Source organism: Sorangium sp. So ce406 (assembly GCF_051474675.1).
Taxonomy (GTDB): domain Bacteria; phylum Myxococcota_A; class Polyangia; order Polyangiales; family Polyangiaceae; genus Sorangium; species Sorangium cellulosum_G.
The window spans coordinates 4258044-4281142 of the sequence record NZ_CP150340.1 but is presented as its reverse complement, the minus strand read 5'-3'; the positions used below and the strand labels follow the sequence as shown (position 1 = coordinate 4281142).

Sequence of the window (23099 nt, the reverse complement as noted above, 5' to 3'; positions counted from 1 at the left end):
CCCCCGCGCACCTCCGCGCGGCCCCGCCGCGCTCAGCGCGCGAGCAGGCTGCGCAGCCGATCGAGCGCCGCGGGGTGCGCCCGCACCGCGAGCCGGCCGCCGTCGTCGCCGTACTCCTCCGACAGCACGCGCGCGTTCTCGTAGATCTCTCCGATGAGGCTCTGCTTCGCGTACGGCAGGAAGAGCTCGACCTCCACCATCGACCCCTCGAAGAAGCCGATGATCGACTCGCGCAGCGCCGCCACGTCGGCCGGGGTCTTCGCCGAGAGCAGCGTCGCCTCGGGGAACTCGAGCCGCAGCGCGTCCCGCTCGTCCTCGGACAGCCGGTCCACCTTGTTGAGCAGGAGCCGGCTCGGCACCTCGTTCGCGCCGATCTCCGAGAGCACGCTGCGCGTCACCCCGAGCTGATCGCGGAACGTCGGATCCGACGCGTCGGCCACGTAGAGCAGCAGCGACGCCTCGAGCGCCTCGTCGAGCGTCGAGCGGAAGCTCGCCACGAGATCGTGCGGCAGCTTCTTGATGAACCCGACCGTGTCCGAGACGAGGATCCGCGGGCGCACCTCCGGGTGGAGCGCGCGCACCGTCGTGTCGAGCGTCGCGAACAGCTTGTCCGCGACGAGCACCTCGCTGCCCGTCAGCGCCCGCATCAGCGACGACTTGCCGGCGTTCGTGTAGCCGACCAGGGCGACGCGGCGCTGGCCCTGCCGGAGCGCGCGGCGCGTCGACTGCTCGCGCTGGACCGAGGCGAGCTCCTGCTTGAGCTCCGCGATCCGGTCGCGGATCTTGCGGCGATCGAGCTCGAGCGCGCTCTCGCCGGCGCCCTTGCCGCCGATGCCGCCGCGCTGCCGGTCCCCGCCCCCGCCCGTCTCGCGCAGCCGCGGCGCGACGTAGTTGAGCCGCGCGATCTCCACCTCGAGCTTCGCCTCGCGGCTCCGCGCGTGGCGGTGGAAGATCTCGATGATCACGCCCGCCCGGTCGAGCACCTGCGCGCCGGTCGCGCGCTCCAGGTTGCGCGCCTGGCTCGGCGAGATGTCGTGGTCGACCGCCACGACCGTCGCCCGGCGCGCCGCCTGCCCGGCGCCGCCCGCGCCCGAGGCCGCGGCCCCGTCCTCGTCGTCCTCGCCGTCGTCCCCGTCGAGCTCGCCGTCCTCGTCGTCCTCGCCGCTCTCCGCGGCCCGGCGCGCGCGCGCCTTGTTCTTCCGCTCCGGCGCGCCCGAGGGCACGACGCCGCTGCCGCCCGTGAGCTCCGCGAGCTCCTTCAGCTTCCCCTCCCCGAGCACCGCGGCCGCCGCGAGCGCGCTGCGCCGCTGCGACACGGTCGCGATCACGTCGAAGCCGAGCGTGTGCACGAGGCGGCCCAGCTCGGCGAGATCGGCGGCGTGCTCGACATCGTCGACGCCGGGGAGCTGCACTCCGACGAGCACAGCGAGGGGACGTTCCTGGTTGGTCGTGGTCATAAGGTCGCGTACGAGGGCGGGAGCTTCGCCTCATCCGCCGCCGGGACGCAAGCAGCCCGGCGGCCCGGGCGGGCTCACCTCGAGCGCGCCGCCTCGCGGTGGAGCCGCGCGAGCTCGATGGCCAGCGACGCGACGCGCCCGAGCTCGGCGGCGGCGCCGATGTCGTCCTGGCGGAGCTCGCGCTCGACCGTCCAGAGGCTCAGCAGGCCGAGCTTGCGGCCGCGCGCCGCGAGCGGAACGACGATCGCCGAGCGGGCGCCGAGCTCCCGCAGCGCGGACAGGTGCTCCGGACCGCGCGCGACGCGCTGGAGCCAGGGATCGGTCACCAGCGGGACCAGGGTGACGTCCCTGCGGGCCGTGGCCTCGGCCAGCGGGCCGGTCTCGCCGAGGAGCAGCGGCGGGTGCTTGAGCAGCCTCGGCAGGAGCGCCCGCGCCTCGGGCAGGCGCCCCGCCGCGACGAGCCGCGGGAGGCCGCCGCCGTCGTCGAGGTCGAGCGCGCAGAGGTCCGCGAAGCGCTCGCCGCCGAGCCGCACCACCTGCTCGACCGTGGCGTCGTGGTCGAGCGACTCCGTCATCAGCGCGCTCGCCTCGGTCAGGAGCTCGCGCGCGCGCTCCGCCTTCCGGCTCTCCGTGACGTCCTCGACGACCATCACCGCCGCGGTGATCCGCCCCTCCGTGTCGCGCACGGGCGTCGCGCTGAAGCTCCCCCGCCGGCGCTCCCCGTCGGCCCGGAGGAACTCGAGCTCCTCGCGGACGACCGTCTCGCCGCCGTGCAGCGCCCGGGAGAGCAGCCAGCGCGCGCGCTGGTCGTCGTCCGTCTCGCTGAGCAGCGTCCTGAGCGGGGCGTTGCTCGGCGTCTCCTCGTGGCCGCGGACGATCTCCGCGAACCGCCGGTTGCTGAGCGCGAGCGTGCCCGACGCCCCTTCCGCGATGGCCACGCCGACCGGGAGCCGCTGGATCGCCGCCTCGAGCCGGCTGCGCTCCGACGCGAGCTGCTCGCGGAGCTGGGCCTGGGTCGCGAGCGCGGCCGCGCGCTCGGCCGCCTTCCGGAAGAGCAGCCTGTCGCCCTCGGAGAACTCCGCCACGCGGCGCGAGCTCACGACCGCGACGCCGACGAGCCGCCCCTCCGAGAGCATCGGCACGCCGTAGAGCGCGTGGAGCGCGTCGCTCGGGCGCTCGCCCTGCGCGCCCGACTCGGGCCCCGCCGCGCCGCCGCCGGCGTCGGTGGCGAGCGGATCCGGCGCCGCCGAGCGCAGCGCCACCGGGCGGCGCTCGCGCACCACGCGGCCGATGAACCCCTCGGCGAGCCGGTACGCGCGCAGGCCCCACAGCGCCTCGTCGACGCCGATCGCCGCGCGCATCCGCAGCACCTCGCCCTCGATGAGCAGCATCACCGCCCAGTCGACCGACCGCGCCGACTCGAGGAGCACCTCGAGCAGCCGCCGGAGGAGCCGGTCGATGTGCACGTTGCCCATGCCCTCGGCCGAGACGCGATCGAGCGCGCCGAGCGCGCGCTCTCGCGCCGCCGCGCTCCGCGTGGCCGGATCGATGATCACCTGATCGAGCGCCTCGTGCAGGACGGTCATCTCGAGCCACGACGGCTGCGTGCCGGTCCGCTCGATCGCGCGGAGCACGCAGCGGCGCAGCACCGAGTACTGCGCGGTCACGTCCTCCAGATCGAACCCGTCGCGCAGCCGGTCGAGCACGCGGAAGCCGAGCAGCGGCTCGGGGAACTCGGCCGCGCGCGACTCGACGCCGGTCCACGAGTCGCGCTCCTCGCCGCCCTCGGGCACCACCGCCGCGGACACGGCTGCGTCGAGGCGCTCGGCGATGCGCTCGAAGACCGACGGCAGCTCCTCGCGCAGCGCGAGGTAGCCCGGGGACTGCTCGCCCGGCGCGCGGCGCCGCTCGGCGCGCTCCCACGCCTCCAGGATCCCCGCGCCGTGGGTGCGGAGGAATGCGGCGAGCGGCGACTTGGGAAGGTCTCTAGGGGCCATTCACGCGCTGGCCGGAGCCGAGCCACCGTCAGTCTACGTCAGCCCGCGATGACGTAGATCCAGAAACGAACCCGATCGCGTCCCGCCCGCCGGCTCTCCCGGGGACGGCGCCGCGGCGATCCAGATCACTCCGTCCGATCGACCGGCGTTCGCCAGCGCTCTTCCATAAGCGGTTATGAAGAGAAAGCGCTCCTGGAGCGCCCTGCACCACGCCTGTCAGGCGGCGCCCAGCGCCGGTCCCCGCGTCCCCTGGCGCGCGCAAGAGCGCGCCCGAGCCCGCCTCCGCGCGAGCGCGCCGGCGAGCGGGAGCGCGAGCCAGATCGCTCGACCCCCGGACGGTGTCGCGTGCTGAGCTCCCGCCGCGCCGATCTTGCACCCGCACCCGTCCGGCTCGCCCGCGGGCGGCGGGTCGGAGCCGCTGCCGCTGCCGCTGCCGCTGGCCGCCGCGGCGTCGCCGCCGCATTGCTGGGAGCCGATGGTGAGCGCCGTCGCGCCCCAGAGGTCGGTGCACGTCGACGCCATGCCGCTGTCGGGCGCGCACTCGAGCGGACCGCAGAGCCCGTCGAGGTGCATGAGGGCGGCGAAGGTCTCCCCCTCGTCGATCGAGCGGCCCACGGTGAAGCCGTCGGCGAACTCGTCGCCGCAGGCGAAGATCCCCTCGGCGGTCCAGGTCAAGCACCGCGCACCGACGTCCGAGATCTTCTCGAACTCGAGCGAGCTGGCCGGCGCGCGCCAGATCCCGTCCTGGGGACCGCCCACGATCACGCTCCCTCCGTCCGGCGACAGCGCGAAGCCGAGGAGGTTGCCCTGGCCCTCGAAGATCGTGGTGAAGCTCTCCCCGCCGTCGTGCGAGACGATCAGCGCGTCGGCCGGCTCGCCGTCGAGCCGCACGTAGACGGTGTCGGGGTCGGCGGGATCGATCGCGCCCAGGTACGGCAGGCGCCTGTCGTTGCTGTCCGGGATGTCGAGCCGCGTCCACGTCGCGCCGCGATCGTCGGTCCGCTCGAGCGCCCCGGCGTAGTCGGGCGCGCCGAAGCGGCCGCTCACGTACACGCGCTCGCGGCGCGAGGGGGCCGCGTCGACGGTGTGCGCGAGGAAGTCCTCGGGCAGGTCGACGCCCGCCTTGGTCCAGCGCTCGGCATTGTCGCTCGTCTCCCAGAGCTGGGTCAGGAAGCGCCCCGACCCGAGCCCCGTGCTGACGACGAGCACGGCCCGGGACGGGTCCGCGCGGTCGGCCGAGAGGTCGATCACGTAGCGGTCCTGGAGGTCGCCCGGGGCGAACGACCAGTCGCAGCCGCCGTTCCTCGACGCGCTGAGCCCGTCGAAGACGCCCGCGATGATCGTCCCGTCGGCGAGGAAGGCCACCATCGGGTCCTCGTTGTCGCCGAAGCCCACGACCGGCTCGCAGATCCAGCGCCACTGCCCGCCGCCGTCCTGCGTGGCGAGCAGGCCGTAGGTCGCGCGCACGATCAGGCGCGACGGGTCGCTCGGGTGGGCCGCGATCTGCCCCGCGGCCGGGAAGCGGCCGTTGGCCGAGGCAGGCGCGGCGACCGCCGCGACCGAGAGAAGCGCCGCTGCGGAGGCCACCAGGGCACGTCGCCGCGGCGCGCTCGTCCCGCTCCACCTGCGACGCGCGCAGGACCTCTCCTCTGCAAGATTTCGCACGGGGCGAGAGCCTAGTGCACCTCGAACTCGAATTCCGCCTCGTCGATGAGGGACGCGTCCAGGGCGCGGAGCTGCACATCCCAGAGGCCTCCCATCGAGAACGCGACGTCGGGCACCTCGTAGAGCCCAGGCGCGATCTCCTCGCCGTCGCTCGTCGACGCCCCGTGGGCCATGCCCAGCATCATGGCGTGGACGCGGAGCCTGATCCGCTTCACCGGGTTCCCCGAATCGGCCCAGGTGAGCCGCACGTGGAAGGTGTTCCTGCCTTGCGCGATCGGCGCGGTCGGCTCCACCGCGAACTCGACGCGCCCGTTGCGGCCGATCCCCGTCCGGCTCCCGGAGTCCTCGTCCGCGGGCGGCGCTCCGCAGCCGTGGAGCGCGAGGAGGGCGAGCGCCGCGAGCGCCGCGGCGCGGGCCCGCGCCGCGCGACGACCCGAGGGCACGGCTGTCGACGGACGATCGCGATGGTCAGTCATGTCTTCCCCACACGTGACGAAGGCCAGCGGACAGGGCGACGAAGGCGCCCTCGTTGCGGCCGATCCCGGCGATGGGCAGGTCCGCCTGGAGGTTGCCGACGGCGGTCCAGCGCGGGCTGATGTCGTACGCCAGCACGGCGAGCAGCGCCGTTCGCTCGCGCACCTTGCTCCCGATGAGGTGGCGGTCCTCGCGCGGCGGCCCCTCGCGCTCGTAGAGGCCGCCCGCGGCGAGCGAGACCCCGGAGGACCACACGGGCCCCGCCGCCACGAGGATCTGCGCGCGGTCCCCGGGCGCGATCCGCGCGCCGGTCGGCAGACGGTAGCTGGTGCGGACGCTGACCGAGGCGGCGAGCAGCGCCTGGAACGAGCCCCACGATTTCTCGAAGAGCATCCCCGGCCGGATCTCGGCCACGCCGAGGCCCGTCGCGTCGACGCCGAGCGGATCGACCGCGGCGTCCTGGAGGCTCCCGACCGGGATGGACGCGCCGACCGTGAACGCGGCCGCCGGGATCCACGGCGACAGGTGGTCCTCGACCATCGTGATCCGCCCTGCGGCGCTGACGTCGCCCACCCCGCCGCCCGAGGAGGACTCGCCGCCGGGGGATCCGCCCCACGCGGCGATCAACGGGACGGAGACGCCGACCTGGAAGCGCTCCCTGACGCGCACCATCCACCCGGCCTCGGCCCTCAGCTCGCGGCGGTAGACGCCCTCGCCGGACGGGGCGAAGTCGCGCGCCGCCGTCCACGCTCCGATCTGCTCCGTCAGCCGGAGGGAGAAGCTCGCAGCGGCGCGCTCCGAGGGGGCGAGCCACTGCGCGGCCCCGTGGCCCGTCCCGCAGCAGGCCGACGCGCGCGCCGCCGTCGGGGACGCCACGAGCGACAGCAGCACCGCGGCGCAGGCGATGGCTCTGGGCAGCACGGCGCTGCTATAGGCGAGGCCGCGGCCCCACGACAATGCGTCATGTTGTCGCGCGGGCAGCGCCTGGCGGGAGTCGGGCGCGTCCCGTCGCTCGCGCCGTCCCGATGCGCGCCGTTCCGTCGAGCGCGCCGTTTGTTCCAGCGAGCGCGCCGTTCCGATCGCGCTGCGCTCAGCTCGCGAGGGTTTGCCGGTAGACCTGGACGTAGCGGCGCGCGGGGCGGTCCCAGCCGAGGTCGAGGCGCATGATGCGGCGCTGGACCGCGGGCCAGCGGGGCGAGGACAGGGCGCCGAGCGCCCGCTGCACGCCGCCGAGGAGCGACGTGGCTGTCGGCTTGTCGAACAGGAACCCCGTGCCCGTCTCCAGGGCCGCGTCGAGGTCGACGATCGTGTCGACGAGGCCTCCGGTCCGGCACGCGATCGGCGCGGCGCCGTAGCGCTGCGCGTAGAGCTGCACGAGGCCGCACGGCTCGAAGCGCGACGGCACGACCACGAGGTCCGCCGCGGCCATGAGCCGGTGCACGACGGCCTCGCTCACGCCGCCGAGGAACTTCGCGCGCTCCGGCGCCTTGGCCGCGGCCGCGGTGAGCTTCTCCATGAGCTCGGGGTCGCCCTCGCCGGCCACGACGACGCTGACGTCGCTCTTCAGGATCTTCGGCATGGCGCTGGCGAGCAGGTCGCTGCCCTTCTGCGCGACCACCCTGCCGATGGACACGAGCAGCGGGCGATCCGGCCGGATCTCGAGCCCGAGCTCCTGGAGGAGCGCGCTCTTGCAGCGGCCCTTGTTGCTCACGTCCTCGGCGTCGTAGCGCGCGATGATGGCCGGGTCGGTCATCGGGTTCCAGACGGCGTAGTCGATGCCGTTCACGATGCCGGTGAGCTGGCCCGCGCGGGTGCGGAGCACGCCGTCGAGCCGCTCGCCCTGCTTCGGCGTGAGGATCTCGTTCGCGTAGGTGGTCGAGACGGTGGTGAGCGCGTCGGCCGCGAGGATGCCGCCCTTGAGGAAGTTGAGCTGGCCGTAAAACTCGAGCCGGTCGGGCCGGAAGTGGTCGTCGTCGAGGCCGAGGTACGGGAGCGTCTCTTTCGGGAAGAGGCCCTGGTGCGCGGCGTTGTGGAGGGTGAGCACCGTCCGACCGGGCACGGACGGCTGGTGGCGGAGCAGGTACGCCACCATGGCGGTGGGCCAGTCGTGGGCGTGGACGATGTCGAACGGCGACCCCGACCGTGCTCGCTGGCGGACGAACTCGACGACGGCGCGGGAGAACAGCGAGAACCGGCGCGCGTTGTCCTCGTAGTCGCGCCCGTCCTCGCCGTAGATGCCGGATCGATCGTGGAACCCTGGCACATCGAGGACGACGAGCTCCACGCCCGTGCTGAGCCGCCCGTCGAGGAGCGTCACCGGGATCGGCCCTGGCGCGATCTGCGGGTCGACCTCGAGCGGCATCGGGGTGAGGCGGCGCGCCATCATCAGCCCGCTCGACTCGAGCGCCCGGTAGCGCGGCAGCGCGATCGTCACCTTGTGGCCGAGCAGCCGGAGCGCCTTCGAGAGCGACGACACGACGTCAGCCAGCCCGCCGACCTTGACGATGGGCGCGATCTCGGAAGCAGCGAAGAGGATGTCCATGCGGGCGCCGTGTGTAGCACGAACCGGGGGGCGCACGGGGCGGCTTCCGTACATCGGGGGCGGGGCTCCCGGGGAGCTCCATGGGCGTCCGTGGCCATCGGGCAGACGGGCGACGCCGCGTGTTTCACCGTCCGGGTGTCGCCGCGGCGGCAGCGCGGCATCACCGGGGGGCAAACTCCGGTCCGCGCCACATTCGCCGCGGGGCCGTGCCCGGCCAAGACACGCCGCCCCGGCCTGTGTATCGTTTTGCTCGTGAGAAGCACCCTTATCTTCCCCAGGATCTCTCTCTTCCTCGCCCTCCTCTCCGCCGGCATCGCCGTGAGCTGCGGCGGCGGCGGCGACGGCAACACATCCTCGTCCCAGGGCTCCGGCGCGTCCGGCGGCAGCGGCGGCGGCGCCGCCGCGAGCAGCAGCAGCGGCGACAACACCGGCGGCTCCGAGCCGATCTTCGTCGGCAGCGGCGGCAGCCTGGTCGCTACCAGCGGAGGCGGCGGCGACGGCGGCGGGTGCCAGCAGCTCGACATCGCCTTCGAGCCGCAGACGCCGACCGTCATGATCGTCGTCGATCGCTCGGGCAGCATGTACGACAGCGGGTTCTGGGACCCGCTGAAGACCGCCGTGCTCAGCGTGGTCGAGACCCTGCAGACGAAGGTCCGCTTCGGGTTCCTGACGTTCACGGGGATCGCGCCCTCCCAGTGCCCGCTGCTCACCGGGGCCGACGTCATCGCGCTCAACAACCACGCCGACATCGTGGCCGCGTACGACGAGGCCTCCATGAGGCCCGGCCAGAAGCTCGAGACGCCCACCGGCATGACGTTCAACGAGGAGATCATCCCCGAGCTCGTCGCGTTCGGAGAGCCCGGCCCCAAGTACATCCTCTTCGTCACCGACGGCGAGCCCGACCGCTGCGACGACGGCCCCGCCGCGTGCGCGCGCGACGACGTCGTAGGCGCGGTGCAGTCCGCCTACGAGCAGGGCATCGGCACGTTCGTCTTCGGCCTCGGCGAGGGCTCGTTCGCGGAGCACCTCCAGGACCTGGCGAACGCCGGCGCCGGCCAGCCCGTCCAGCGGCCCCGGGACACGCAGCAATCCTGCTTCACCGGCGCGGGCACCTACGCCGACGTCGGCGGCACCGCGATGGTCTACACGCCGGACCCGACCAACGCGACCGCCCTGGAGAACGAGCTCAACGCCGCCATCTCCGGCGCGAAGAGCTGCACCTTCGACCTCCAGGGATCGATCGAGGTCGATCTCGCGCACGCGTCCGAAGGCCAGGTGCTCATCGACGGCGCGCCCGTCCCCTACGACGAGCAGAACGGCTGGTACATGGAGAGCTCCACCCAGCTCGTCCTCGTCGGCGACGCCTGCGAGCGCCTCAAGACCGCGACGCAGGGCGTCTCGTTCGACTTCCCCTGCGAGATCATCGACCCCCTGTGAACGTCGCGTCGGGCCGCGCCGCCGCGCCCCGGCGCGGCCCCCGGCGGCGGCCGCGTGGCTTCGCTGCGCCCGCCGGCCGCCTTTTCCGCGCAACCCGCCGGCGCTTTTGCTAAAGGCGTACGGCAACCTCGACCCATGACCAGGATCAGCGCGCGGGAGCTCGCGGGCACGAGCGGCCCCTTCGGCCGCGGCACGCCGGTGGTGCGGCCGGCGGAGGTGCCCGAAGGGTCGGTCGTCACCGTCCTGCGCGTGCCGCCCGAGTCGGCGGGCATGCGGCTCGACCGGTTCGTGCAGAGCCAGCTCAAGCGGACGAGCCGCACGCGCGCCGCCGAGATCGTCGCCCGCGGCGCCTACTCGCCCGAGGCGCGGCGCCTGCGCGGCAGCGACCGCGTGCGGCCGGAGCAGTGCATCCTCCTCTGGCGCGAGCCGTGGGACGAGCAGGCGCCCGACACCCCGATCCCGGTCGTCCACGAGGACGACGCGCTGCTCGCCGTCAACAAGCCGCCGGGCCTGCCGGTGCACCCCACGGCGCGCTACCACAAGAGCACCGTCATCAAGATGATGGAGGCCGCGCGCCCCGGCGAGCGGCTGTTCCTCGCCCACCGGATCGACCGCGAGACGAGCGGCGTGCTCCTCCTCTGCCGGACGCCCGAGGCCGATCGGCGGGTGAAGGCGCAGTTCGAGGAGCGCACGGGCGTCACCAAGCGCTACGCCGCGATCACCTGGGGCTGGCCCGAGCACGACGACTTCCGCGTCGAGCTGCCGCTCGAGCTCGACACCTCGAGCCGCTACAAGGTCAAGATGCGCGTCGCGCCGCCGGGCCGCGGCCTCACCTCCGCCACCGCGTGCGAGGTGCTGGGCCGCCGCGCCGATCCCCTCACCGGCCGCCGCTACGCGCTGGTCCAGTGCACGCTCGAGACCGGCCGGCAGCACCAGATCCGCGTCCACCTGGCGTCGAGCGGCCTGCCGCTCGTGGGCGACAAGCTCTACGGGCCCGACGAGGGCATGTTCGCGCGGGGCGCTGACGGCGTGCTCACCGACGAGGACCGCCGCGCGCTCGAGCTCGACCGCCACGCCCTCCACGCCGCGCTGCTGGAGCTCACCCATCCGGTGACAGGCGAGCGCGTGCGCGTCGAGGCGCCCCTCTCGGAGGATCTGCGCACCTTCTGGGATGCGCTCCACGCCTGAGGCGTGAACGGCGCAGCGCGGAGCGGACCGGCGGCGAACCGAGGGGAGCGGCGCGAAACAGCGCGGAGCGGGCGGCGACAGGGCGACAGCAGCGCTCACCAGCGGCTCCGGATCTTGTGCCGTCGCGCCGACTTACGTACGATGATCGAGATGACGCGTGCGCGAGACGACCTCGAGGCGCTGCGGGATCCAGCGCTTCGGTCCACACCGCTCGAGGCCGAGAGCTCCGCCCAGAGCGCGGCGTCCGGGCCGGTGGAGCCCGGTCCGGATGAGCCGAGGAGCGCCGCCGAGGCGCCCTCTCCACCAGCGCGCCCCGGCGCGGACGAGCCGCAGCAGGCGGCCCCGGAGCGGCCGGAGCCGGCCGAGCCGCCCCCGCCCTCGGTCGCAGAGCCGCCGCCGGTCGATCCGCGCGCCCGGGGCGACGAGAGCCTCGATCGCGAGCGCTACGAGCGCTACGCGATGCCGGCGAGCGACCTCCCCGCGGCCAACGTGCAGACCTTCCGCGGGGACGCGGCCGGGGTGCTCGCGATCGTCCGGCGCGCCGTCCAGTCCGTCACGCGCGATCCGGCGCGCCACCGGCGCCGGCTGCCGAAGTCGCGCTTCGACGCGATCCGCAGCTTGCCGGAGCTCGCGATGGCGCTCGACTACGCGGTGACGCGCATGCAGCCCGAGAGCGCGCCGCCTGCCGAGGTGACCGAGCGGCTCGATCAGCTCTACGAGGCGCTGCGCCCGACGATCGTCGCGGCCGAGGCGTGCTTCCCGCGCGGCATCGTCCCGGAGACCTACGGCATCGTCCGGCGCGCGCTCGTCGCCGGCGATCCCGCGAGCGCGGCGGCCACGATCACGAACCTCATCCAGGACCGGTGGGGCCACGTGCAGGGCCGGATCTCGATCACCAGGGAAGAGGTGACCCGGATCAACAGCACCGCGAAGTGGCTGCTCAGCAACACCCGCCCTCCCGAGCGCCTCGACTCGAGGGACATCCGCGATCGCCTCTGGTCGCTCCTGCGCGAGCGCTACGAGCAGCTCCGTGTCATCGCGCAGGAGGTCTCCGGCGACGAGTCGCGCGAGTACGCCCCCGAGCGCCTCGCCGACTAGCACCTGCCCCCTGTCTCCCCCATCAGGCCCCGCGGAGGAAGCCTGGACCAGCGAGCGGGCATACCCCCGCATGGCCGCCTGGTCTAGGCTCCCGGCATGCAGCAGATCCGCAAGACCCTCTGCAACCGCGATTGCCCCGACGCCTGCAGCATCGTGGCGACCGTGGAGGATGGTCGCATCGTGCGCCTCGGCGGCGACCCGGACCACCCGATCACGCGAGGCTTCCTCTGCTACAGGACGTCGCGCTTCCTGGAGACGCAGTACTCGCCCGAGCGCCTGACCACGCCGCTGCTCCGCAAGGGCGGCGAGCTCACGCCCGTCTCGTGGGACGAAGCGCTCGACACCGCGGCCGAGCGGCTGCTCCGGATCCGCGGCGAGTCGGGCCCGGCCGCGATCTTTCATTACCGGAGCGGCGGCTCGCTCGGGATGCTCACGACGATGCCCGACGCCTTCTTCGCGCGGTTCGGGCCGGTCACGGTCAAGCGCGGCGACATCTGCTCCGGCGCGGGCGACGCCGCGCAGCTCACCGATTTCGGCGAGGAGGACAGCCACGACCTCGCCGACCTGAAGAACGCCCGGCACATCCTGCTCTGGGGCAAGAACGTCTTCACCTCGAGCCCGCACACCCTCCCGGTGCTGCGCGAGGCGAAGGCGCGCGGCGCGGAGCTCGTGCTCATCGATCCGGTGCACCACAAGACGGCCTCGCTGTGCGGCGCCTTCTACCAGCCCCGTCCGGGCGGCGACTTCGCGCTCGCCATGGCCGTCGCCCGCGTGCTCTTCGACGAGGGGTGGACCGACCCGCGCGCCGCGGACTACTGCGACCACCTCGACGAGTTCCGCGCGCTCGCGCAGCGCCGCTCCGTGGCGGAGTGGTGCCGCGACGCCGACGTGCCCGAGCGCGCCGCGCTCGATCTCGCGCGCCGCCTCGGCGCCGAGCGCCCGACGGCCATCCTCGTCGGCTGGGGCATGGGCCGCCGCACCTCGGGCGGGGCGATCGTGCGCGCCCTCGACGCGCTCGCGGCCGTCAGCGGCAACCTCGGCGTCCCCGGCGGCGGCGTCTCGTTCTACTTCAAGCGGCGCGGCGCGTTCGACCTCGCGCAGCTCCAGGGCGATCGCGCCGCGCCCCGCACCGTCTGCGAGCCGCTGTTCGGGCAGGAGGTGCTGGGGATGAGCGACCCGCCCATCCGCGCCGTCTGGGTGACAGCCGGCAACCCTGTCGCGATGCTGCCCGACTCCGGCGCCGTCGCGGAGGCGCTCGCGACCCGCGAGTTCGTCGTCGTCGCCGACTCGTTCCTCACGGACACCGCGCGGGTCGCCCACCTCGTGCTGCCCACGAGGACGCTGCTCGAGGCGGACGACGTGCTGGGCGCGTACGGCCACCACTACCTCGGCGTCTCCACGCCCGTGGTCCCGCCGCCGGAGGGGGTGAAGAGCGATCTCGAGATCATGCAGGCGCTCGCGCGGCGCGTCGGCCTCGGCGGCGCGCTCGACGGCAGCGCCCGCGAGTGGAAGCGGCGGCTCACCGAGCCCAAGCTCGCGCCGTTCGGCGTCACCCTCGAGACGCTGGAGCGCGGGCCGGTGCGCAATCCGCTGGCGCCGGAGGTGCTGTTCGCGGACCGGAAGTTCCCGACCGCGAGCGGGCGGGTCAACCTGATCACCGAGGCGCCGGAAGAGCGCGGCGATCCCGACGCAGGCGAGTTCCCGCTGCTCCTCATGGCGCTCTCCACCGACAAGTCGCAATCGTCGCAGTGGGCCCGGCCCCAGCAGGGGCCCGCCGTCGTCACGGTCCACCCCGACGCGGCCTGCGGCGTGCCCGACGGCGGCGTCTGTCGGATCACGTCGCGCGTCGGCGCCATGACGGTGCGGCTCCGCCACGATCCCGCCCAGCGCCGCGACGTGGCGCTGATCCCGAAGGGCGGCCACCTCCGCGACGGCCGCTGCGCCAACGCGCTGATCCGCGCCCGCACCACGGACATCGGCGAGGGCGGAGCGCTCTACGAGGAGCGGGTGCGCGTCGCGCCGATCGCGCCGGACGACCTGCCGCAGCCCCTCGCGTGACGCGCGCCGCTCAGTCCTTCTGAGCCGGCTCCCGCATCGGCTCCCGCGGCGCGCCTCGCTCCGAGGGCGCGGCGGCCGAGCCCTCCACCGCGTCCCCGATCTCGCGCGCCACGTTCTCCACCGTGCGCAGGCTGATCCGCCCGGCGAGCACCAGGGTCGCGCCGAACTCGCGGCAGTCGATCGGATCCAGCCGCACGGGGGACGCGAAGGTGTTGACCGCCGCCATCTGCCCCGCGGCGTAATCGAAGCGTGCGCCGAACACGAGATCGCCGTACCGCGTATACGACACCAGACCGAGCGCCGCGTGCACGCCGCTCATCCGCTCGAGGAAGAGCCTCGACTCGACGGACAGGGGGCCTCGCAGGCTGGACAGCGCGTTGAAATCCGTGACGACGCCGCTCGCCAGGCTGAGATCGCGCGTGAGGAACACCTCGGCGCCGAGCCCCACGTTGACCACGGGCGCCGCCGCCTCGACGACGCCGAACCGGCTCTGCCGTCGGCTCGTCACCGTCCCCGCCTCCATCGCGATCTCCTCCCGATCGGCGGCGATCCGCGCGAACTCCCGCTGGCCCATGTAGAAGAAGCCGTCGAGCTCCAGCCGCAGCCTGCTCCACTCCGCGCTCGCGCCCACGGCCACGCGGGCCGGCGAGGGCGCCACGAACTCCCCCGCGCCGGACCAGTGGCGCACCGCCGCCGTCCCGGTCGCGAGCGTGTCCTGGTAGCTCGCGTCGAAGGAGTCGAAGACGTGAACGCTGGGCGTCCTCACGCTGATCCCGGCCGAGAACACCCGGGTCAGCCGGTACGTCGCCCCGAGGTGCGCGAGGAGGTCCCAGGAGTCTCCCGAGAGCGCCGTCTGGTACGTCGTGCTGCTGGCCGCGCCCGTACCCGTGTCCTCCACGATGCTCGAGATGCTGAGCGAGCTCGTGTAACGCGTGCGTACGACCGAGAGCGAGGCGCCCACCGCGAGGCGGTCGTTGACGCTGTAGCTCCACGACGGGCCGGCGCTGTAGCGCCCCCACCTGTAGCGGAGCGTCTGCGCCTGGGTCACGCGGCGCCCGGCCGACTCCCCCGAGAACCCGAGCGCGTCGAACCCGAACTCGCTCTCTTCCGTCTTCGCGAGGCACGCGGCGAGGGTCTGGCGGCCGACGGGTACTCGCGCCGAATTCCCGTCTCGCGCGCCGCTCCTCAGGTCGAAGAAGTAGCAGGTCGCGTCAGGGAGGGTGCTCAGGCCCTGGTCGGTCACCGTCGTCCTGTCGAGCCGGAGGTCCCCGTACCGCTCGGCGTCGACCGGACCTGGCTGGTGCCACGCCTCCAGCGTTCGATGCGCGTAGCGGAAGAACGACGACGAGAACGCGATGTTGCGGTCCTCGATCCGGACGATCGTCGCCGGGTTCAGGAAGGGCGCCGCGCCGTCGACGCCGAGCACGACCCCCGTGCTCCCGAGGAGCGCCGATCGCCCGCCGAGCAGCGCGGACTCGTATCTTCCCTGGGCGCGCGCCGGGGATGCGCCCAGCGCGCCAAGGAGCGCGCTGACCACGCCGACCAGGGCGCGGCGCAGTCCAGGGCGGCGGAGGGGAGCGCGCGGCCTCAGCGGCATGTCGGGCGCCAGCATGCATCGCGGCGCCGTGACCGCAACGGCAGCGGCGCCCCGCTGTGGCAGGAAGCGACGTGCGCGCGGGCCGGAAGCCCCCTGCGGGCGCTGGAGCGCATGCGCCGGATCAGCGGCGCGCAATCACCGCGCCCAGGCCGAAGGCGATGGCGTCCTCGATCATGGCTCCGAGCGGGGCGGGAACGCGCGTCCCGCGGTTCATCCACGCGCGAGCGCGGTTGCCGACGAGCGCCCCCACCGCGGCCGCCACGGCGCCCACCACCGCGCCGGCGACGCGCAGGTTCTTCTCGGGGCTCTGGGCGCCCACCGCGGCGCCGAGGAGCGCCCCGATCACGAGGCGCCCGCTCAGCGGCCCTGTCGAGAGACGGCTCGGCGCGGAGGGCAGCTTGTCCATCAGGAGCTCTCCGCCCGCAAGCACGCTCATCACGCGCTGCGCTGTCGGCGAGCGGAGCGCGCGCCAGAAGCTCCCGCGCTGCCCGTCGAACGCGCCGCGCCGAGCGCTGGACGCGAGGATCCTCACGCCCAGCATGGAACGCATCCCGGTCACCAGCCCGAGCCCTGCGGCCTGCCCGAGGAGAACGATCTCCGAGGAGCTGGGCCGCCGGGCGCCTCCAAAAAACGTTGCTGTCGCCATGACGACCGGCAGTAGCAACGCATATGCCCCGGTTGGCGTGCGCGCTCTCCGTCCGGGGGACGTGGAGCGCTCCTGAACGACCTCCGCCCGCGGCGCGCCGGCCCGCCCCCCTCGCGGTGAGCCGGGGCACCGCTCTCCGGCGGCGTGGAGCGCCCTGCGTCCATCCGCTTCTTCGCGATGTCCGGAACCGGAAACATGCGGATCCGAGCGGTGGCCCGTCCTGCAGGTCCTCCGGCATCGCGGTTGAACGGGCGCGGGAGGTGCATTACCTGAGAACCTTCACCTTGCACCCCGGAGAACGGTCCGCCATGCCCGTGACCCCCATCGCCGCGCTCAGGACCGTTGACGTCGAGGATGAAAGGCTGAGGCGCCTGAACGCGCTCGGGCAGTTTCTGGACAACGCGATTCGCATCCCCGGCGTCGGCTACCGGGTCGGCTACGACGCGGTGATCGGGCTGATCCCGGGCGTCGGGGATCTCATCGGCTTCGGGCTCTCGATGTATATCGTCCTCGCGGCGACGCGGTACCGCCTCCCCGCCTCGACGTTGCTGCGCATGATGCTCAACGTGGGTCTCGAGGCGCTGATCGGCATGATCCCCCTCCTGGGCGACCTCTTCGACGCGGCCTACAAGGCGAACGCGCGCAACCTCGACCTCCTGCGGTCGCACCTCGCCGCGCGGGGCCAGGGCGGCGCGCGCCCCTCGGATGCCGGCTTCTACGCGGGGCTGCTGATCGTGGTGGCGGGCGTCGTCGCGCTGGCGGGCCTGCTGCTGTTCTCTCTGGTGCGCGCGGCGCAGGGCCTCTTCGGGTCCTGAGAGGAGCGACCGCGGGCCGCGGAGGGGCCCCCTCGGCTACCGGACCGACGCCGACAGGTGCGCTTGCAGCGAGATCATCTGCGGCGTGTCCGCGCCATCTCGCGGCTCGAGCGACGTGAAATAGTCCTTCCAGGAGGGCCCTGCCGCCCAGTAGGTCCAGCCCACGTAAACGTCCTTGCTTTGCTCGAGGTAGATCACGACGTTGGCGATGGCCTTCAGGCATACCGCGCTCGCCCCGCCGCTGAACTCGCCGAGAAACCCCTTCTTCCCGTGCTTCCTGAGCCACGCCGTGAACCCCTTCAGGCGCTCCACCCCGACGGTCTCGCTGACGCAATTGGGCGATTTTCCCGAGGAACCGTCGTCGAGGTGCTGGTGGACCTCGAACGCGACGGCCTGCTTCGGGTCGACGATCTCGAGGAGCGCCTCGGCGTTCGATGTTCCGTAGAAGGTCGCGTCGAAGCTGTGCGCTCCGGACCACCCGTTGCCGGGGACGATGATGAGGTTCGTCGCCCCGGTGCTGCGGATCGAGACGATCGCGGCGTTGGCCGCCTCGATCCACGCCTCGGTCGGCATGTCGTGCGGCTCGTTCATGAGGGCGAACACGACCTTCGTGTTGCCCTTGAACTCGACGGCCACCCGCCCCCAGAACTCGGCGAAATCCGCGATCGGGATCTCCGCGCCGAGGACACCGGCTCCATAGCGGCCGTAGTTGTGCACATCGAGCACCGCGTAGGCGCCCTTGGCGACCAGGTTGTTGACGGTCGTCTTCAGCCGGTTCAGCTCTGCGGCGTTGAGCGGCTGGTTGCGCGCGGGCTGCAGTCGTTCCCAGCGAAACGGCACCCGGAAGGTGTTCATCCCCTTGCTCAGGAAGTAATCCGCGGACGTGTATCCCTTGGAGAACGCGGGATCCGGGTAGGTGTAGTGGACGCCCGGGGTACCTGGGAGCGTGCCTTTGCCGAACGGGTCGACCGCGAACTCCGCCCCCGCGAGGCTGACGCCCCTGAGCGAGAGCGGCCGCGCGATGATCTCGGCCTCCGCCGCGCCGCTCACGGCGACGACCGTTTCGCCCTTCTTCTCCGCGTCACCCCCTCGGCACGCTGCGAGAACAACCCCGAGCCCCACCAGCGCGCACGAAATCTTCCTCACAGCCGCTCCTCGGACCGCATGAGACCCCGGCCCGCCCCACCGCGCAAGCGTTCCCGTCCGGTATCCGCCCCGCCGAGCGGCGCCGTCCGGTATCCGCCCCGCCGAGCGGCGCCGTCCGGTATCCGCCCCGCCGAGCGGCGCGCACCCGCACAGGAGACGGGCCCAGATCGGCGTTTTCGGCGCGCAGGCGTACTCCAGTACGCCGAGCACCGAAAACGTCGAGGTGGGCCCGTATCCGAAGCGGGTGCGTGCCGCTCCGATCAGTCGCGGGAGCTGGTGAAGAGACGGAGGATGTACCAGAACAGCATGGCGACGGACGCGAAGAGCTCGAGCGCGGCGCCGACATACCGGTCCTCGGGGAAGTGGTGGAGGATGTTCGAGGTATCGTAGAGGATCGCAGCGCCGGCGAACGCGACCATGGCGACGCTGAAGAACGTGCCGAGCTGGAAGCCGAACAGCGCGCCGGCCGCGATGAGGACGAGCGCGCAGATGCCGCCCCAGCGAAGGAGCGCGCCCAGGAAGGAGAAGTCCTTGCGGGTCACAAACGCGATCGCGGTGAGGCCCGCGAAGCCGGCCATGGTGGCGAGCCCGGCGCTCTGGATCGCGCCGGGGGCGACCCTGTCCGCGATGAAGAGGAGCGGCACGAAGATGATCGCCTGCGCGAGCACGTAGCCGAGCAGCGCGGCGTACTGCACCGGCTTCGACATGGAGGTGTGCGCCGCGCGGCTGGCCAGCCAGCTCACGAGCATGAACCCCCCGAGCACCAGCAACCAGCTCGTGCCGATCATCGCCCGGGCGATGACCAAGGCGGCGCCGGTCTTGAAGAGCGCGACCTCGATCGCCGCGAAGAGGGCGATCGCCCCGAACAGGTGATTGTACGTTCGCACGAGGAAGCGCTCGCGCGAATCGGCGCCGGCACGGATCGCCGAAGCCCGGGCCCCGTATCCTACGTAGTTCTGGTTCATGTTCCCTCTCGTCGGTATAGGCCTCGACCGCTCGCGATATTAGCACGCCGCGTGCCGCCGACGCGGTTGCCGGGGCAAGACGCGCTGCGCCACGGTGCCGTGGACGCTGACGCTCCAGGGCGGTCTTCTCCGGCGCGCGCCGGATCGCGAGAAGCCGGGATGGCTCCACCACCACCGTGCTGCCGGAGCGCCGCCAGGGGACGCTGCGGCGCTCGCGGCCGATGCTGGAACAGCCGGCGTGAACTTCGTGTGGGACGTCGTGGAGGTCCCCCTGAAAAACTGACTTAGATCCCCTTCGGGATCTTGTCGAGGTCCACCTGGGAGAGGGCGTGACGGATCAACGCGCTCCGGTTGGCCTTCGTCATCCCGCGCGCCTTGAGCGCGCTGACCATCTCGTCCAGGCGATCGAGATCCTCGGTGTACATCGAGATGCAGATGACCTTGTAGTGCTGCGGTCTCTCGGGCGGCGCAGCCCCCGGCTCGGACGCGGCGCCGGCGCCGGTCGTACGGGTCTTCGCGCGCGAACGAGGCGCTTCCGCGGGCGTATAGAATGCCCCGGACAGAACACCTTCCACTTCGTCGCGATCGAGCAGCGCCCGCGCGGCGCCCCCGAGATCGCCTTCGCTCTTCATTGCTTCCTCCAGCTCCCTGCCCGCTTCATCCCCGGCGAGACCTCGCGTCGGCGGGTCCCTTCATCCTGTGGAATCCCGCGTTCGCGGGTCCCTTCATCCTGCGGGATGCCGCGTTCGCGGGTCCCTTCATCCTCCGGGACTCCGCGTTCGCGGGTCCCTCATGCGCCAGCCAACGCAGCGCCCGGCCGGTCGGTGCTCCACGACCCCTGATCGCGCGCCGCGCCGACGTCGGATCCGGTCGCGCCGCGCTCGCGGCTCTCGATGATGCGGTCGACCACCGCGAGGTAATCGTCCGCCGCCGGGGTGCCCGGCGCGTACTCGAAGATCGTCTGGCCCTGCGCGGGCGCCTCCTTCACCTTGATGGCCTGGCGGATCGGCGGAAGGCAGCGCTCCCCGAAGTGCTGCGTCATCGTGCTCACCGCCTCGCGCGCGATCTTCGCGCGACCGTCGAAGAACGTCGGAAGCACGCCCCATATCTGCACCGGGTGGTGCAGCAGCGCGTTCACGTTCTTCACCGTCTTGATCACCTGCCGGACACCGACGAGCGACAGGTAATCGCACGCGACCGGGACCAGCACGCTGTCCGCGAGCACCAGCGCGTTCTGGTTCATCAGCGACAGGCTCGGCGAGCAGTCGAGGACCACGTAGTCGTAGTCGGCCGCCGCGGCGGAGAGCCGGTCCGAGAGCACACGGTCGCGGTTCTGGCGCCCGGCCAGGTAGAGCTCCGCGGCCGCCAGCGTCTCGTTGGACGGCAGGAGATCCAGGTTCGGACGCACCGTCTTGATCGCGTCCGCGACCCGGAGCCCCATCACGAGCACGTGATAGAGCGATCGCTCCGCGCCGGCGCCGAGCGACACGGAGACGTTCCCCTGCGCGTCGGTGTCGACGAGCAGCACCCGCTTGCCGCGCGCCGCGAGCCCGGCCGCGACGCTCACGGCGGTGGTCGTCTTGCCGGTGCCGCCCTTGTGATTGAACACCGCAAGGCACCGGGGCACCCCGGTCGGACGCTGCGGCGGCTGCGCCGCCCGCTTCGCCCCCCCGGCAGGCGACAGGGGCACCGCGACCGCCCCCTGTTGCCCCCGTGGCTCCGCCGGGCGCACCGCCGGCGCGACCGGGGCGGCGGCCATCGCCGCGGCCGTTCCCGGCGCGCCGGGCCGGCCGGCCCGCTCGGGAGCCGCCAGCTCGCTCGCCTCGGCAGCGACGCGGGCGCCCCCCGCCGCTGGCACCTCGCGGCGGGTCGACGGCAGTCCTTCCGCCGGCGCCGGCGCCACGGCCGCCGCCGCGATGTCGCCGAGCCGGACCCCCTTCGCCTCGCGCACGAGCTGCGTCCGGCACCCCAGCGAGCACGCGTAGTGCCGCCGCCCGGCGACATAGAGCACCTGCGACACGAGATCCGGGGTGAAGCGCTTCGCGCACGCGTCGCACGTGGCGAGCGCGGCGCCGGCCTCCCCGCCGAGCTGGCTCTTTTCCAGGCATTTCTGCGAGCAGAAGAAGGAGAAGCCGCCGTCCTTCTCCTCCATCTGGTACCGGAACTGGACCTCGAATCCGGTCCCGCACACGCTGCACGTCTCGCTGATTCCGCCCACAGCTCGCTCCTTCACGCCGCGCACAGCGCTTTGCCCAGGCGCAGCGTTGACCATCATCACAGTCAAGGACCAAAGGTCAACTTTTCTGCGAGGGTGGAAGCGCCGCGCGCGCGGCCACGAGGGCGCCACGGCGAGCACGTTCCCCGGCCGGGGATCTGGCCCCCCGGGGGATGGGCCGGTGCCAGGGCGGCTCAGTGACGGAAGTGCCGCGTCCCGGTGAACACCATCGCGACCCCCGCCGCGTCGGCAGCCGCGATGACCTCCGCGTCCCTCACGCTGCCTCCGGGCTGCGCGACAGCGGTGATCCCGTGCTCGGCGGCGACCTGCAGGCCGTCCGGGAACGGGAAGTAGGCGTCCGACGCGAGGACGCTCCCGCGGGCCCGCTCGCCCGCCTTGCTGCAGGCGATGCGCACGCTCTCGACCCGGGACATCTGCCCGGCACCGACGCCGACCGTGCTCCCCGGCACCGCGAGCACGATCGCGTTGGATTTCACGTGCTTGCACACCCGCCAGCCGAGCTCGAGCGCCTCGATCTCCCGCTCCGTGGGCGCCCGCTTCGTCACGACCTTGCCGCCACGGACCTCGTCAGCCGCGGTCGCGTCCCGGGCCTGGACGACGAGGCCCCCGCCGACGCGCTTGAACGTCAGCTCCCGGTGGTCCGCGGGCAGGAGCGCGCCGGTCGCGAGCACCCGGAGGTTCTTCTTGGTCCGGAGCACCTCGACCGCCTCAGCGGTGTAGGCAGGAGCGATCACGCACTCCAGGAACGTCTCGATCAGCACCTCGGCGGCCGCGCGGTCGACCTCGCGGTTCAGCGCGACGATCCCGCCGAAGGCGCTCACCGCGTCGGCCTCGCGCGCCGTCCTGTAGGCGGTCGCGAGGTCGTCGGCCGTCGCGACGCCGCACGGGTTCGTGTGCTTCACCACGACGGCGGCGGGCTGGGTGAACTCCCGCACCGCCTCGAACGCCGCGTCCACGTCGACGAGGTTGTTGAACGACAGCTCTTTCCCGCCCGCACCCAGCGACTCCGCGAGCGCGAGCGACCCCGCGGCCGCGCCCCGCTCGCGGTAGAAGGCGCCCGACTGGTGCGGGTTCTCGCCGTACCGGAGCGGATAGGCACGCTCGAGGGCGAGCGTCAGGAAGCGCGGATACGCCTCGCGGTCCGCGGCGTTCGGCTCGCCCTCCTCCGGCAGCGAGGAGAGATAGCCGGCCACCATCCCGTCGTAGGCCGCCGTGTGCGCGAACGCCTTCGTGGCGAGCCGGCGGCGCGTGGCGCTCGACACCTCACCTGCCCTGTCGAGCTCGGCGAGCACAACGTCGTAGTCGGCAGGGTCCACCACCACCGCCACGCGGGCGTGGTTCTTGGCCGCGCTCCGCACCATCGACGGACCGCCGATGTCGATGTTCTCGATGATCTCGGCGTGCGTGACCCCGGCCTTCCGGACCGTCGCCTCGAACGGGTAGAGGTTGCAGACCACGAGGTCGATCGGCGCGCCCCCGAGCCGGCCGAGGTCCTCGTCGTCGATCGCGCCGCGCATCAGGATGCCGCCGTGCACCCTGGGGTGGAGCGTCTTCACCCGGCCATCCATCACCTCGGGAGAGCCGGTATAGGCCTCCACGCCGACGACCGGCACGTTGGCCTCCTGGAGCGCCCGCTGCGTCCCCCCGGTCGAGAGGATCTCCACGCCCTTGTCCGCGAGCCGCCTGGCCAGCGGGAGCAATCCCGTCTTGTCGGATACCGAAATCAGTGCGCGTCGAATCATCGCGACGCCAGCTAGTGCGTCTCGGCGCGCGCCGCC

Annotated in this window: 18 protein-coding genes; 5 read left to right on the top strand and 13 right to left on the bottom strand. The window is 73.0% G+C overall.

Annotation, left to right across the window (positions count from 1 at the left end):
* Window positions 1–32: 32 nt before the first annotated feature.
* The 6 genes from hflX to glgA form a co-directional block, all read right to left on the bottom strand.
* Window positions 33–1457 carry a GTPase HflX gene (gene hflX, locus WME96_RS15830; protein WP_437290942.1) on the bottom strand — a complete coding sequence of 475 codons (1425 nt, stop codon included), beginning with the start codon at window positions 1455–1457 and terminating at the stop codon, window positions 33–35.
* Between the two features lie 74 nt (window positions 1458–1531).
* Window positions 1532–3454 (bottom strand): GAF domain-containing protein, encoded by a 1923-nt coding sequence (locus WME96_RS15825; protein ID WP_437290941.1) that lies wholly within the window; start codon window positions 3452–3454, stop codon window positions 1532–1534.
* A gap of 216 nt (window positions 3455–3670) precedes the next feature.
* Window positions 3671–5041 (bottom strand): WD40/YVTN/BNR-like repeat-containing protein, encoded by a 1371-nt coding sequence (locus WME96_RS15820; protein WP_437290940.1) that lies wholly within the window; start codon window positions 5039–5041, stop codon window positions 3671–3673.
* An 89-nt stretch (window positions 5042–5130) separates the two neighbouring features.
* Window positions 5131–5562, bottom strand: a complete 432-nt coding sequence (locus tag WME96_RS15815; RefSeq protein ID WP_437290939.1) for a FixH family protein — start codon at window positions 5560–5562, stop codon at window positions 5131–5133.
* Between the two features lie 25 nt (window positions 5563–5587).
* Complete coding sequence (locus tag WME96_RS15810) at window positions 5588–6514, bottom strand: hypothetical protein (RefSeq protein WP_437290938.1); 927 nt, start codon at window positions 6512–6514, stop codon at window positions 5588–5590.
* A 169-nt stretch (window positions 6515–6683) separates the two neighbouring features.
* Window positions 6684–8135, bottom strand: coding sequence for a glycogen synthase GlgA (gene glgA, locus WME96_RS15805; protein ID WP_437290937.1), 1452 nt, complete (start codon window positions 8133–8135; stop codon window positions 6684–6686).
* A gap of 252 nt (window positions 8136–8387) precedes the next feature.
* Between glgA and WME96_RS15800 the strand changes: the two genes are divergently transcribed.
* From WME96_RS15800 to WME96_RS15785, 4 genes are all read left to right on the top strand, one after another.
* Window positions 8388–9572 (top strand): vWA domain-containing protein, encoded by a 1185-nt coding sequence (locus WME96_RS15800; protein WP_437290936.1) that lies wholly within the window; start codon window positions 8388–8390, stop codon window positions 9570–9572.
* 135 nt (window positions 9573–9707) lie between these two features.
* Window positions 9708–10760, top strand: coding sequence for an RluA family pseudouridine synthase (locus WME96_RS15795; RefSeq protein ID WP_437290935.1), 1053 nt, complete (start codon window positions 9708–9710; stop codon window positions 10758–10760).
* A 150-nt stretch (window positions 10761–10910) separates the two neighbouring features.
* Window positions 10911–11858: a hypothetical protein gene (locus WME96_RS15790; RefSeq protein WP_437290934.1), complete on the top strand. Its 948-nt coding sequence runs from the start codon at window positions 10911–10913 to the stop codon at window positions 11856–11858.
* Between the two features lie 96 nt (window positions 11859–11954).
* Entirely contained in the window at window positions 11955–13916 is a 1962-nt protein-coding gene (locus WME96_RS15785; protein ID WP_437290933.1) for a molybdopterin-containing oxidoreductase family protein, read from the top strand.
* 10 nt (window positions 13917–13926) lie between these two features.
* Here the strand turns inward: WME96_RS15785 and WME96_RS15780 are convergent, their stop codons facing one another.
* Together WME96_RS15780 and WME96_RS15775 are read right to left on the bottom strand one after the other, a co-directional pair.
* On the bottom strand, window positions 13927–15528 hold the full coding sequence (locus WME96_RS15780; RefSeq protein ID WP_437290932.1) for a hypothetical protein: 1602 nt from the start codon (window positions 15526–15528) through the stop codon (window positions 13927–13929).
* Window positions 15529–15634: 106 nt separating this feature from the next.
* Entirely contained in the window at window positions 15635–16159 is a 525-nt protein-coding gene (locus WME96_RS15775) for a DUF4126 family protein (RefSeq protein WP_437290931.1), read from the bottom strand.
* A 308-nt stretch (window positions 16160–16467) separates the two neighbouring features.
* Between WME96_RS15775 and WME96_RS15770 the strand changes: the two genes are divergently transcribed.
* On the top strand, window positions 16468–16974 hold the full coding sequence (locus tag WME96_RS15770; protein WP_437290930.1) for a DUF4112 domain-containing protein: 507 nt from the start codon (window positions 16468–16470) through the stop codon (window positions 16972–16974).
* Between the two features lie 36 nt (window positions 16975–17010).
* Here the strand turns inward: WME96_RS15770 and WME96_RS15765 are convergent, their stop codons facing one another.
* From WME96_RS15765 to purH, 5 genes are all read right to left on the bottom strand, one after another.
* Entirely contained in the window at window positions 17011–18120 is a 1110-nt protein-coding gene (locus tag WME96_RS15765) for a glycoside hydrolase family 5 protein (protein ID WP_437290929.1), read from the bottom strand.
* A gap of 260 nt (window positions 18121–18380) precedes the next feature.
* Window positions 18381–19085 (bottom strand): Bax inhibitor-1/YccA family protein, encoded by a 705-nt coding sequence (locus tag WME96_RS15760; RefSeq protein WP_437290928.1) that lies wholly within the window; start codon window positions 19083–19085, stop codon window positions 18381–18383.
* Between the two features lie 284 nt (window positions 19086–19369).
* The gene (locus WME96_RS15755) at window positions 19370–19717 is read right to left on the bottom strand and encodes a hypothetical protein (protein ID WP_437290927.1); all 348 of its coding nucleotides are present in this window, start codon (window positions 19715–19717) and stop codon (window positions 19370–19372) included.
* Between the two features lie 158 nt (window positions 19718–19875).
* A complete protein-coding gene (locus WME96_RS15750) occupies window positions 19876–21303 on the bottom strand; it encodes a ParA family protein (protein WP_437290926.1) in 1428 nt (475 codons plus the stop codon).
* Between the two features lie 191 nt (window positions 21304–21494).
* Entirely contained in the window at window positions 21495–23063 is a 1569-nt protein-coding gene (gene purH / locus WME96_RS15745) for a bifunctional phosphoribosylaminoimidazolecarboxamide formyltransferase/IMP cyclohydrolase (RefSeq protein ID WP_437290925.1), read from the bottom strand.
* Window positions 23064–23099 lie beyond the last annotated feature (36 nt).